Annotated in this window: 9 protein-coding genes and 1 pseudogene; 6 read left to right on the plus strand and 4 right to left on the minus strand. The window is 54.2% G+C overall.

The window, feature by feature from the left end; translation table 11 throughout:
• Positions 1 to 42 precede the first annotated feature (42 nt).
• Positions 43 to 1,968 (minus strand): annotated as a pseudogene (locus ACSQ27_RS09330) (DNA internalization-related competence protein ComEC/Rec2); the annotation flags it as partial.
• A gap of 544 nt (positions 1,969 to 2,512) precedes the next feature.
• Here ACSQ27_RS09330 and ACSQ27_RS09335 point away from each other — a divergent pair.
• From ACSQ27_RS09335 to ACSQ27_RS09350, 4 genes are read left to right on the plus strand one after another with little or no spacing between them, the layout of a single operon-like run.
• Entirely contained in the window at positions 2,513 to 3,799 is a 1,287-nt protein-coding gene (locus tag ACSQ27_RS09335) for a site-specific integrase (RefSeq protein WP_436155165.1), read from the plus strand.
• Positions 3,792 to 5,501, plus strand: coding sequence for a site-specific integrase (locus ACSQ27_RS09340; protein ID WP_436155166.1), 1,710 nt, complete (start codon positions 3,792 to 3,794; stop codon positions 5,499 to 5,501). The genes ACSQ27_RS09335 and ACSQ27_RS09340 overlap by 8 nt, the downstream gene beginning before the upstream one ends.
• On the plus strand, positions 5,498 to 7,540 hold the full coding sequence (locus ACSQ27_RS09345) for a hypothetical protein (protein ID WP_436155167.1): 2,043 nt from the start codon (positions 5,498 to 5,500) through the stop codon (positions 7,538 to 7,540). Before ACSQ27_RS09340 ends, ACSQ27_RS09345 begins: the two co-directional genes overlap by 4 nt.
• Positions 7,521 to 7,976, plus strand: coding sequence for a hypothetical protein (locus tag ACSQ27_RS09350; protein ID WP_436155168.1), 456 nt, complete (start codon positions 7,521 to 7,523; stop codon positions 7,974 to 7,976). Before ACSQ27_RS09345 ends, ACSQ27_RS09350 begins: the two co-directional genes overlap by 20 nt.
• Before the next feature lie 450 nt (positions 7,977 to 8,426).
• Here the strand turns inward: ACSQ27_RS09350 and ACSQ27_RS09355 are convergent, their stop codons facing one another.
• Both ACSQ27_RS09355 and ACSQ27_RS09360 read right to left on the minus strand, forming a co-directional pair.
• Positions 8,427 to 8,729 (minus strand): hypothetical protein, encoded by a 303-nt coding sequence (locus ACSQ27_RS09355; protein ID WP_436155169.1) that lies wholly within the window; start codon positions 8,727 to 8,729, stop codon positions 8,427 to 8,429.
• Positions 8,730 to 8,752: 23 nt separating this feature from the next.
• Positions 8,753 to 9,436 (minus strand): SOS response-associated peptidase, encoded by a 684-nt coding sequence (locus ACSQ27_RS09360; RefSeq protein ID WP_436155170.1) that lies wholly within the window; start codon positions 9,434 to 9,436, stop codon positions 8,753 to 8,755.
• A 34-nt stretch (positions 9,437 to 9,470) separates the two neighbouring features.
• Between ACSQ27_RS09360 and ACSQ27_RS09365 the strand changes: the two genes are divergently transcribed.
• Both ACSQ27_RS09365 and ACSQ27_RS09370 read left to right on the plus strand, forming a co-directional pair.
• Positions 9,471 to 9,908 carry a LexA family protein gene (locus ACSQ27_RS09365; RefSeq protein ID WP_436155171.1) on the plus strand — a complete coding sequence of 146 codons (438 nt, stop codon included), beginning with the start codon at positions 9,471 to 9,473 and terminating at the stop codon, positions 9,906 to 9,908.
• A gap of 4 nt (positions 9,909 to 9,912) precedes the next feature.
• Positions 9,913 to 11,208: a Y-family DNA polymerase gene (locus ACSQ27_RS09370; RefSeq protein ID WP_436155172.1), complete on the plus strand. Its 1,296-nt coding sequence runs from the start codon at positions 9,913 to 9,915 to the stop codon at positions 11,206 to 11,208.
• 97 nt (positions 11,209 to 11,305) lie between these two features.
• On the opposite strand, the gene ACSQ27_RS09375 is transcribed toward ACSQ27_RS09370, so the two are convergent.
• Positions 11,306 to 12,208 (minus strand): DUF3800 domain-containing protein, encoded by a 903-nt coding sequence (locus tag ACSQ27_RS09375; protein WP_436155173.1) that lies wholly within the window; start codon positions 12,206 to 12,208, stop codon positions 11,306 to 11,308.
• Positions 12,209 to 12,533 lie beyond the last annotated feature (325 nt).

Raw genomic sequence — 12,533 nt, forward strand, 5'->3', positions numbered from 1 at the left:
TTAGCAAGTTATGCGCCAAGGCGGCGCGCGCCCACTTTATTTTTAACGTACAGGCACATGATGCCAGTAGCGTTTGCCCTCTTCCCGCTGGCAGCGCAGGGCGTCAGGATGCCGGCTGTCCCATAGCGCCGCGCCGCAGGGTGCGGATTTCACGAGCCGTATGCCGCGTGCCTCGTAACGCGCCGCCACAGCCTCGGCCGGGTGGCCGAAGCGGTTGCGGTAGCCGGCCTGCGCCATGGCCCATTGCGGCTGCACGGCGTCGAGGAAGGCGGTGGTCGATGAGGTCTTGCTGCCGTGGTGGGGCACCAGCAGGAAGTCGGCCTTGAGGCTGGCCGGCGCACTGGCGACGAGCGCGGCTTCCTGCGGCGCCTCAATGTCGCCCACCAGCAAGGCTGTTCGGGTGCCGTTGGAGATGCGCAGCACGCAGCTCATGGCATTGGGTTTGCTGGCCGCGCCATAAGCCTCGGCAGCCGGGTGCAATATCTCGAACCGCACGCCATCCCATTCCCATTGTTGGCCGGCCACGCAGCGCTCAGCCTTGCGCAGGGCCTGCAAGGGGTGCGTGTCTTCAATCGAACTGAGCAGCCGGGCCGCGGGCTGCATCGCCAGCACGGCAGCCGCCCCGCCGATGTGGTCGATGTCGCGGTGGCTGATCATGAGGATGTCCAGCCGCTCGCCGAGCGCGCGCAGCAGCGGCACCAGCACACGGTGACCGGCATCGCTTTCGCGCGAAAAGCGTGGGCCGGCGTCATAGAGCAGGCTGTGGGCCGCGGTGCGCACCAGCACCGCATTGCCCTGGCCGACGTCGGCCGCCAGCAGCTCGAACTGCCCAGGCGCGACCCGCAGCGGCTGCCAGAGCAGCACGGGCAACAGCAGCGGAATGCCCAGCCCTCGCCAATGCCAGGGCAGGCGCGTGGCCAGCAAACCGCCGCCCGCCACACCCGCGGCGGCGCACCACAAGGGCGCCGCAGCCACGCTGATGGAGGCCATAGGCCAGCCGGCGAGCCATTGCAGGAATAGCGCCAGCACACTGACGCAGCCCGCCGTCGCAGCCCAGGCTGGCGCCCACAGCACGCCCAGCAGGGCCAACGGCGTGACCAGCAGGGTCACGGCCGGAATGGCCACCGCATTGGCCAGCAGGCCGACCAGCGAGACCTGGTTGAACAGCAGCAGCGACAAAGGCGTGAGCGCCAGCGTCACCACCCATTGCTCGCGCAGGGCGCGGGCCAGGCCGGCCAGCCAGCGCGGGCCGAACCGCCGCCATCCCGTCTGCGGCGCGCCCGAAGGGCCCGTCCTTTCGTCCCGCGCATGGCCGGCGCCCGCATCCGTCGCAAACAGCACGCCGACGGCCACAAAAGAGAGCCAGAAGCCGGCCTGCATCAGCGCCCAGGGGTCCAGGGCCACCACCACGGCCATGGCCAGCAGCCAGGTCTGCGCCCACGGCCATTGCCGGCCGCCCTGGCGCAGCAGGATCACCGTGGCCAGCATCCAGATGGTTCGCTGCGCGGGCACGCCCCAGCCTGAAAACAGCGCATAAAGCACCGCCAGCATGAGCCCGCCCAGCGCACCGGCGCCGGCGGCCGGCAGCGCCAGGCACAGGCTGGGTGTGAGGCGCGCGGAACGCCGCCAGAGGCCACCAACCAGCAGCGAGGCGGCCCAGGCAAACATCGTGATGTGCAGGCCGGAAATGCTCATCAGGTGTGCGACACCGGTGGCGCGAAAGACGTCCCAGTCGGCGCGCTCAATGGCGTTCTGGTCGCCGACCACCAGCGCGGCGATGATGCCGGCCCACTGGCGGTTCTCCACGCGTTCAAAAATCCGCTCGCGCACGGCCTGCCGGGCCTGCTCCATGGGGTGCCGCCAGCTGCTGGAAAGTTTTTCGGGTGGCGCGTCCTGCGTGCCGGCACGCACATAGCCGGTGGCCTGTATGCCCTGCTCCCACAGCCACAGCTCGTAGTCGAAGCCATGCTACCGGCAAGATAAATAGCATGGACAGACACCCTACATATTGCACTGTATGGACATAACCAACCCTCTGAAATGAGACATCAGACCGGTTTTGGCTGATTGACTCATCAAAGGCAACGTTTTTCTACAGAGAGTTCGGTTGCTGGTTCGAAATCAACTCACTCGGTTGTGCATAGCAAGTCAAAACGCCATGGCAAGAAAACAGCTTAGAAATTGAGCGACGTTTCTCGCTTTTAGTTGAATTGAACTGGTACTTTATTGTTGCTTATAAAGTATCTAATACACCATTTCATATGCCGATAATTCCTGAAATAGAAACAATGTAAGATTTAGGTGAAGAGTTTGCTGGGTGAATAGCTGGTCAATACCTTACTAGTCAAACCTTGGGAAATTCGATCAACTGTATTTTTCAATGAGCCACATGCAGCGTCAGCTACCGCATGCGAATTTCCACATATCGATCCTTTCAGGTCTTCTACCAAGTGATCAGTGAATGAACCGAACCGGTAACAGTACTTGGAAGAACGTTTAAATATGGCTAGCAATGGCAACACTTGAGCACATCCTGCATACCTCGCACCGATGTGAAGTTATTAATGGCGAAGTGGCCTATATATCGAGCCACAACGCCCAGAACATCGAGAAACTTCCTCAGATCTTTTGGGAGAACCATTTCCCTTGGCAAGAGGCAAACCTATGGGCGCATGATCGCGCAACAAGCGGAGATGTGACTATTGAAACTGTGCAGGTCAACATGCGCGGCCTCGCACACTACGCCGCGTTTCTGGAGTCCAGAGAATTACAGTGGTTCGAATTTCCATCAACTAAGGCAGATCGCTGCTTGGTTCGATATCGAGGTTTCCTGAAGAAAGAGCGAGATCGGGGTGGCCTTGCCCCCTCAACTGTGAGCTCAAGGATGCGCTATGTCATTGCTTTCTATCGATGGGTGCAGGCCGAAGGGCTGTTCAACCCTGGGTGCCGGCTTTGGAGAGACATTCCTGTTTACATTAAATTCTTTGATGCTGTTGGGTTTGAAAGAACCTTGCTTCGAACTACGACCGACCTGTCAATACCCAACCGGACGCGTCCTGGCGAACGATTAGAAGATGGTCTGCTGCCAGTATCAGCGGTGGACCGCGACGAAATTCTTGATTTTGCAAGGGCTCACGCGAACGAAGAGCTTTTTCTTTTTCTTTCCGCTGGCTTTTTCACCGGTATGAGATTAGGAACCCTGTGTGATTTAAGAATCCAAACACTTGAACACGCCGTTCCAGACCCTGCTACGCCCGGAATGCTTCACCTCGCAGTCGGACCAGGCGCCTCACCGCCAGTAAGTACAAAATTTGGAGTAACAGGTCAGGTATGGATAACCCAAGAGCTCCTGAATGAGTTGAGGGAATACGCTTACAGCCCGCGTCGACTGAAAAGGGAAGCGAAGGCCTCAGGAGAGCATAGCAATCTGTTGTTCCTGACTCGTTATGGCAACCCTTACAGCCGTCGCAATTCCGACAGATCCAGCGCCTTGAATGTAACGTTGAGCGAATTTAGGAAGAAAGGCGCAGCACGTGGATTGCATGTTCTGCGTAACTTCCATTTTCATCAATCACGTTGCACTTTCGGCACAGAGTTGGCAAGTATTGCGATCCGGGTGGGAAACGACATCAGCGCGATCGCATTCGTGCGGGACGCCCTTCTTCACAAGGACGAAGCAACAACTTTTAAATACTTAAAGTTTGTCAAAAATACTCCTGTGAAGGAAGCGATGGCCAATGCATTCACTGCCGCGTTTCTAGGGGTCATGAGTCAGAAAAAAAAGCCGCCTGATGTCTAAGCCCATACTGCCTGACCTAACTTTTCCAACGGTCGAATACGGCAAGCTTCAAACGCCATTGAATCTGCGCCCATTGTTATATTTCGGAGGAGCGAGCATCCACGCCGACCAAGTCAACGATTTGCTCGACCGAGGGCAACTGGGCTCCCCTATCGTAGAGCGACTGGAACTGGTCAAGAAGCTGCACGACGAAATCAATGGAGATTTGGTAGGGGGTGGTGCCGCTAGTACGGTGAGAACCAGGATCACCGCTCTTCGTCTATTTTTTACTTGGGCAGAAAAGAACAAGCAAAAACTTAATCTAGATACTGTTGAAGACAGTTTCAAACTCTGGACAGACCATCTTTTGGAGCGACGACGAGTGATTGGAGACGTCCTCCAAAGATCAATTAAATCCGTCGCTAGTTCTGTCGGTCGTTTGCTAGACAAAGTATTTCAACGACGCATCAAGCTACTGAGTGAAACACGTCTTCGCGGACCTCGGTTCGAAAAAGTTGCATGTACACCCCAGATCGACAAGCAAAATCTGACGGACACCTTCAGGTTTGGATACTTCTTGTTGGACGTATGCGATGGTCTGGCTGTTGAATCGATATGGGCTCCGCTCCCCGTGAAAATCGCCTTGCGTACTGGCAAGGTATTGGAGCTGTGGTCGGGCCTGGTCGCCATCGAGAAGTTAGTACGTGGGAGGGATCGTCACACAATAAGTAGAACGTTAAACGCTCGTGATGCATGGAGTGCTGATTTTTCATTCCGCACACGTTCTCCAATTGTGAATCTTCGAATTGAAGCGGAACTGCTGGTGTTCATTTCTCAGACTGGTATGAACCTCGCGCAAGCGCACAGCGCCAGGAATGGTCAATTTCATTACACAAGCCATCTCGATGGATATCAAGTGCGACGTTACAAAGAGCGACGCCATGGTGAAGTGGTGTTTGATATTCACAGCGAATATAGAACAATTTTTGAACGCTATCTTGCATGGCGCAACACCATGTTTCCGGATGACTTAGACGGGCAGCTATTCCCCCTGTTAAGAACGAAAGGGAGAAGCGAAAGTACGCCACCAAAATTTTATGGACTAAAGGTCGTTTGTAAGAAACTTAACGTCCCCTTTTTCAGACCAAGGGCACTACGCAACACGCGGGTCAATTGGCTATTGCGTCAATCCCAAGATCCCGCACTGACTGCTGAGATGGCACAACACACCAGCGAAACGCTGTTGCAGACATACCAAAAGCCCAACCTGCAGATCGCGATGATTGAGATCGCGCGATTTCACAACCGCACGGATCCCTCAATATCCCCACCGGGGCCAGGGTGGTGCGTCTCACCCACCCCATTACCGTTAGAGAACAGCCCAAAAAATGCGACACAACCCGATTGCGTGAGTGCCGCAGGATGCCTATTTTGCAATCATCAGCGCGATATCGATAGTGAAGATCACGTCTGGTCATTAGCGAGCTTTCGTCATCTCAAGGTAGTGGAACTGGCTAACCATCGTCCACCAGACGTGATTGAAGAGTCTCAAAGCCAACCGGCCGCAGCAGCTGTAGATCGACTAACTAGCAAGCTGAAATTTTTTGAAACATCAAGTGAAATAAGAGGGCTGTGGGTACGTGAAGCACTAGCCCGTGTCACTGAAGAAGACTACCACCCAAACTGGGATGGATTCATTCAACTGCAGGATATGAGAACGTGAAGATTAATCTCGCAAACTTTGGGCTAGCTATTGAATCACCTCTGGCAGTTCCAGGTGCATTAAATTTTCGACCATTAAGTTGGCCGCCAAAGCCTGATTGGCCAGTAATGATTGACAAAGATGGAAACATCGTCAGTCGATATGGAGATTCCATCTGGAGGCTCGATCCTTGGGCAAAAAAAGCAGAATGTATAAATTTTTCCGATGGTCGAGTCAGGAAGGGCTCTGAAACTATTGATATTCCGAATGCCGACTTGCTGCGACAAATTGTGGCGTGGTGGATTTGGGGGCCCAAGGGGGTGCGAACCACGGGAGCACTGACTGCAAAATTTACCCAACTCAGACCATTGTTTTCACTCTGTTCAAAAAACGGCATTCTGGCTTCCGATTTGATTCGCTTTCCCGCGGTGGCAGAGCAAATTGCGGGAGAGCTGGGGCCGTCGTATGGAAGCAGTGCATTAACACTGCTGCATGAACTCTATGAGCAAAGAGAATTTCTTGGTTTTACTCTTTTGGACCGGGGTGCGCTGACTTACCTGGAAGCAAAGATTCCGGGTCACGAACACAAACAAACCGCATATATCCCACCACGGATTTGGATGTACCAAGTAAACCGTTTACGCGAATGCCTGGATGATTTTCATGCGCATCGTAATCAGATAGAAAGTTGTTTCAAATTTTGCGTTGCTGCTTACTTAGAAAACTATGGCTCACTTGAAGCAGCTAGTGGCGGTGTAGATCGCACAAATAGGATACCTTTTTCGAAACCAAAAGGCTATGCCCATCAACTAGGTTACAAGTTCCATGGCCCCTTCATGCTTACAGCGAAACGGTTTGGCATCGATAAGTTGCTTTTGCGTTGGTTAGGGTCCGTCGAAAGAACCGAGCAAGAATTTAGGGTGAGCAGTCTGACCAGCTACTTTTCCTTGGTGAGCGGAGCAGGATTGGCATATTTGATGAACTTCTCCTTGATGCGAGTCTCGGAAGGCATGAGTCTTAGAGCAAACTGCCTTGACGTTGAAAACGACCCACGCTTTGGAGACATCTACATACTATCTGGTGTTACGACCAAGACGACGCAAGACGATGACGCCAGATGGCCAACCTCACCGTCAGCAAAGGTTGCTATTGACGCCATGGCGTTCATCGCACGCCTGCAACTGATCTGCGCTACCTCACATTCTGAAGCGAAGTTGACAGCAAGAGACAAGAAAGATCCGTACCTGATCAATCGATGCGCCGCGCCTTGGACTCCAACGTCGCCGAACTATTCTGGCTTCCAACCTTCTAAGCAAGCATATTGTGACCTGAGCATTCGCTTTCCGAAACTCTTCGACTTAGACACACTGCGCATCACGGAAGCGGACCTGCAGGTCGCACGTCTCATTACGCCAACGCTAGATGCAAAAATGTATGCTGTAGGTGAGGTATGGCCTCTCGCCTGGCACCAATTACGGCGGACTGGCGCAGTCAACATGCAGGCATCAGGCCTCATCTCAGATGCCTCCTTGCAGTATCTTCTCAAACACGCGACAAGAGCAATGAGTTTGTATTACGGTCAAGGGTACTCCCGTTTGCGACTGAATGATGCAGCGCGAACGATCTATGTGCAAGCCATGTACGAAGTTTTGGGGAAAGAGTTGGCTCGACTTTTAACGGATCGCTTTGTGAGTCCCCATGGGGAAAAACGTAAGGTGGAAATCGTACGACTCATTAAGCCAAGCGAGGTCAAAGAACTCACCAAGTTGGCAAAAAAGGGCCATATTGGATGCAGGGAAGTTCTGTTGGGGTACTGCATGAAAAAGGAGCCGTGCCCATATGGCGGTATCGACTCGGTGGCGCACTGCGGAGGGGGTGATTCCAAAGCACCTTGTGCTGAAGTTTTGTATGACAAAGCCAAAGCACCAAAGGTCAAAGCGCTAGATCGCATCTTGGATGAGAGGTTGGCAAATGCGCCGCACGGTAGTCCGCTGCAGGAGTCGTTGCTAGCTCAGAAAAAATCTGTGAAGAACTATCAACATGTCATCCAAACCAACTAAGGGAGCGGGAAAGCAATCAGCCGAGGTGGCGTTTAGAAACGCTTACGAGCGTTTAAAAACGGGAAGGCCAATAGTTCTACCAAAGAATACGCCAGTTAGCCAGAACAACGTCGCCAAGGAAGCTGGTGTTGATCCCACCGCTTTGAAAAAATCACGCTTTCCAAGTTTAATCTCCGAGATACAACACTATGTCGCCGAGCATGGAGCCGACACACCGGTATCGGCGCGTCAGGTGATGCTGAAACAGCGCAGGCACCGACGCGGTTTAAAAGCTCAAATCTTCGATTCCTCTGTTCAACGAGATCATCTTGCAAGTCTATTGAACAAAGCTAATGGAAAAATTGTTGAACTCACCAATCGTGTATTGGAGCTCGAGGCCAAGTTACCCCCATCCAACGTCACGGACTTGGCTGGCAGAAAAATGAAACGACTGTAGCGGCCTCGCCCGCAAATTTGATACATAAGTTGATTGTCAGTTGACATTAGGCTAAGCGATAAATTTTCACCTAGGAGCCGCAATGTCAAATTCGTCCCAGCCTTCAGTTCATTCGACGCAAACGAGTTAATAAGGGAAATTGAATGCTTCGCATCAGCAGTGAAGACGCAACCAAAGGAATTGTGCGACTTGCCCCATGGGGGACCGAGGAAGAATCCGTTCCCTGCTTAGTATGGGTTGATCCAGACCCTGATGGTCTAACCGGGAGATTTTGCAAAGTACAAGACGAGTCGGGGAATCTTATTAGCGCGGCAACTGTAAGAGGGTTGCGTGCTTTGGCGAAGAGATTTAATCTGAAACTCAGTGAAGAGTTTTATGTTCCTTAATCACCAAGGTATATCGTGTTGCGCTATGCAGCCAAGGCTTCCGCTCAGCTAACCTTTTGCCGCTTTAAGTTTCACACTCCGGGAGGTCAGCCAAAGACCTGCGCCCACTTGGCGGCTCCTGTTGGACAACTTCCACTGATTCGGTGCCGTCCTCAAGTTGCACTACTTCTACTTCGACAGGCTTTTCAGTCAGGTAAGCCATAACGCGATGCCCCCTTTTGATGAGCCCAACCACATCTTCGGGTTCAATGGAGTGAGCTTCGTATAGGTGGTAATCCGGTGGCTCAGGCGCATCGAGGCACTGGATCGTAACCTCGATCAACTTTCCGCCTTGGTACAGGCTTTGGCCTATGACGTATTCAGACATACTTTCACTTTCTTGATCTATATCTACAAGAGCAACGGCATGCTGCCTGCTTTAGGAGCGACAACCTTTGGAGCGGCCACTAAGCGGTCGGCGGGGTACTGTCGCATGAAGTCCATGCTTTGGCTCGGCTCGGCCTGTAGCCAGTCATCGTAGGCTCCAACCGGCAGGATCACCACCATGCGCTTTTCATCTTCGGCTCGGTGAAAGTTCTTCATCAGCGCGTGATCATCGGCGTTGACCGTCAACATAGTGAAGCTGTACAAGTCGCCCGTCGGAGATTTCCAGACCGACCACAAGCCCGCAATCCCCATGGGTTCACCCTCTGCCCTGGCAATGCGGGTTGAGACCGGCTTGCCGCCGCGGTGGTCCGGCTCATAGATTGCATCAGCAGGGATGATGCAATGTTTGCCCGAGCGCCAGGCGTCCCGAAAGCTCGGCTTTTCGGTCACCGTCTCACTGCGGGCGTTGTAGGTGTTTCTGGCCAGCTTTTCATCCTTGGCCCAGTGGGGTAGCAGCCCGAATACCCCGGCAATCGCCTCGCGTTCGGGCACAGCTTCGTCACCGCTACCTGCCTCTTTCGGCCTGCGGATGAAAACACCTTTGTAACCAGGCCACATATCGAGCTTCCCCTGCTCTTGGGGCGGCTCAACATTAAAGGCCGTGCGGTATTTTTCCGCGTTTCGCAGAGCTTCAAAGTTGCTGCACATGGTCAAACTTTAACCTTCGCCATATACTGGATGCATGTACAGTATTATGCCGCAAGATGCCGTCTGCTTCACGCAGGGCCCCAGCCTACTCGTGGCCTGGGTAGAAGGCACGGTTCCGGCTGGATTTCCGTCGCCGGCGGCAGACTTTGCGGTCAAACGCCACGATCTGAACGAGCTATTGATCACCCATCCCGCCGCAACATTCATGTGGAAGGCACGCGGGTTGTCCATGATCGAACTAGGTATCGCAGATGGTGACATTCTGGTGGTCAACAGGGCACTAAATCCGAGGCACGGCGACATTGTGGTGGCGGAAATCGATGGCGATTTCACTGTGAAACAGTTCTACCGCCGCAATGGGATGGTCCAGCTACGGGCTGCCAATGCCACCTTCCCCCCAATTCTTTTCCGAGACGGCCAAACCATGACCATATGCGGAGTGGTTTCCGCCACCATCAAGCGTTTCAAGTGATGCCATGTTTGCACTTGTCGATGGCAACAACTTCTATGTGAGCTGTGAGCGAGCTTTTCGTCCCGACTTGAAGAATCGGCCAGTTGTAGTGCTGAGCAATAACGATGGGTGTGCCATAGCGCGGAGCAATGAAGCAAAGGCTCTTGGGATCCGTATGGGGGCGCCGTGGTTTGAATGCCGGCAGCTCGCAGAAGAGCATGGCGTAGTGGCGCTCTCGGCCAACTTTGTGCTCTACGGAGATATGAGCGACCGCATGATGTCTGTGGCGGGTGGGTTAGGCCCAGGCCAGGAGATATACAGCATTGACGAATCGTTTATTGACATGGCTGGGGTCAAAGGCGATCTGACGGCGCGGGCGCGGCGGGTACGGGAGCGCGTTTTGCAATGGACCGGCATCCCCACAGGCATAGGCATTGCGCCCACCAAAACCCTTGCCAAACTGGCAAACCACATCGCTAAGAGCGCTGACCGCAAGGCTGGCAGCTACCCCGCAGAGCTTGCCCGTGTCTGCAATCTGGCCAGCTTGCCGGCCGCGGACCTTGATGCCGTGCTTCAGGCTACAGAAGTTTCAGAGGTGTGGGGCGTCGGGCGCCGCATCGCGGCTCAGTTGAATGAGGCTGGTGTTCATAGCGTGCTGGACTTGGTGCAAATAGACCCCGCTACCGCGCGCAGGCGCTGGAGTGTGGTGTTGGAGCGGACTGTGCGGGAACTGCAAGGCCAGCGGTGCATCACTCTAGAAGACCAACCGGCACCCAAGAAAGAGATTGCATTCACCCGAAGCTTTGGCGGAGCGGTAACGGAGTTAGCGGACCTAATCGCCGCAGTGACACGCTTCGCTAGCGGTGCAGCGGTGAAGCTGCGCGCCCAAGGCAGTAAGGCCGGCCAGCTCCAGGTATTCGCCCACACCAGCGCTTTCCGGCCAGGACCAAAGTACAGCCGAAGCCTCATCCTGCCGTTGCGGCGACCAACAGATGACACCGTGGCGTTAGTCAATGCGGCGGTGCGCGGCATTGAAGCCATCTACCGCCCGGGTTTTAATTTTTCCAAAGCGGGAGTGATGCTGCTTGATCTGCAGGACGGCAATCTGGAACAAGGGGAGCTGGAGCTGCAACCTGAGGCTCCGACACGCGGTCATCTGATGGATGCGCTGGACAAGTTAAACAACCGCTATGGTCGAGGGACTGTGGTGGTGGCTAGCGCAGGTATGAAGGGACCGCAGCGGGATTTCGAGATGAAACAGAACCTGCTGACGCCGCAATACACAACCTGCTGGGACGACCTCCCAGTTGCAAAGGCCTAACGTTAGGCACAGCCGAAAGATATTCAATGCCTGACGGCCCAGACGATTACTCGAGGAAAACCGCATGGAGGCGACGTGACCTCAAAAAAACGCGAACCTAGAGTGAAATTTTCCTTTTCCCGATCTTTTTGGCCAACCGTCTCAAACCGAGCCAATTCAATACGGCCTTGACTCTGCGCCAACGTGTGGCACGCGCAGACAGCGCATTCATCACCCCAACTAAGTCCTCAGGCCGAACCGCCTGAATTATGCTTGCCGCAGATTTTTTGACCGAGTTATTTTTTACCTCGTCAATGCCAGGCACTTTCGAAAAGTCACCAGCCCATTGCTGAAGCAGGTCGCGCGAGATTTCAGCCTCTGCATGTTGAAAAATTATCGAATTTGCTACACGCTTTTGCTCTTCAGTGCAGCTTGACTCCCTGACAGCTCGCCTGTGCCAAGCTAGCATGTCAGCCGCCTGCAGAGGCAAAACCTCTTCGTCGTCCCGGAATATTGGCGGCCCACCTAAAACAGCCCTAACCCATGGAGCGGCCATTTGCTTCATTGGCTCGTACCATATGGCTGCATTAGACCCCACGTTTCCCTGCACATCGAAGACAAAATCAACTGGGCCCTTTAAGCCCAAGTAGTCAACCAACCTTCCCGATTGAATTAGGAAAAGATGGAAGCAGTAGCCATAGGGATGCTGCAGGTCAAGCGGAGCATGCGGCTGCAACACTTCTTTGAAGTCTTTAGTACTGATTGAGCACTCGACAGAAATCGGTTTGTATTTCTGAATTACCTGAGCCAAGCGTTCGATTTTTGCCGCCCGCGCTGCAGGAGACCATCGATGAAATGACTGGCTCATGTGCAACGACTTCAATGGAGGCGCCTCATTTAAGGCCGCGGCCCAGTCGCTGCTAAACAACTTCCAAGTTTCTACGCGATGGATATAACCGGCCAGAAATAGCCTCTTGTCTTCGCCAACGCTCCCCGAGTCATCTACAAATGCCTGAAGCACGCACTGCCCTTAGTGGCGCGCTTCGCGAATGGATATCCGCACAAGATTTGGTCAAATAGCTGGTGCCTTTGCCTAAGCGCGATGGCACTCATAGTAATGGATAACTAACGACAATGTTCGATTATCGATAGCTAGCGCTTTGTCCGATGGACACCCAGAAGGCAGATCCTCCCTTGGCCTACCCCACGCGCCATCCCTGGGCCTCATCTAATTAGAGGAGGCATTTGAAACCCGGTTAATTGGCGCGGGCATTGCCGCCGGCGTGGAAGCGGCAGCCGAGGGCGGGTCCACCGCAGACCTGACGGTGCGGCTACTTGCCTGCCTT

Origin of the sequence: Polaromonas sp. LjRoot131, from assembly GCF_964252805.1 — a bacterium.
Lineage (GTDB): Bacteria > Pseudomonadota > Gammaproteobacteria > Burkholderiales > Burkholderiaceae_C > Polaromonas.

What these genes read in the sequence shown, in the direction of transcription:
- ACSQ27_RS09335 (WP_436155165.1), top strand. Translation starts at nt 2,513, where the DNA reads ATGGCAACACTTGAGCACATCCTGCATACCTCGCACCGATGTGAAGTT.
- ACSQ27_RS09340 (WP_436155166.1), top strand. Translation starts at nt 3,792, where the DNA reads ATGTCTAAGCCCATACTGCCTGACCTAACTTTTCCAACGGTCGAATAC.
- ACSQ27_RS09350 (WP_436155168.1), top strand. Translation starts at nt 7,521, where the DNA reads ATGTCATCCAAACCAACTAAGGGAGCGGGAAAGCAATCAGCCGAGGTG.
- ACSQ27_RS09355 (WP_436155169.1), bottom strand. Translation starts at nt 8,729, where the DNA reads ATGTCTGAATACGTCATAGGCCAAAGCCTGTACCAAGGCGGAAAGTTG.
- ACSQ27_RS09360 (WP_436155170.1), bottom strand. Translation starts at nt 9,436, where the DNA reads ATGTGCAGCAACTTTGAAGCTCTGCGAAACGCGGAAAAATACCGCACG.
- ACSQ27_RS09365 (WP_436155171.1), top strand. Translation starts at nt 9,471, where the DNA reads ATGTACAGTATTATGCCGCAAGATGCCGTCTGCTTCACGCAGGGCCCC.
- ACSQ27_RS09370 (WP_436155172.1), top strand. Translation starts at nt 9,913, where the DNA reads ATGTTTGCACTTGTCGATGGCAACAACTTCTATGTGAGCTGTGAGCGA.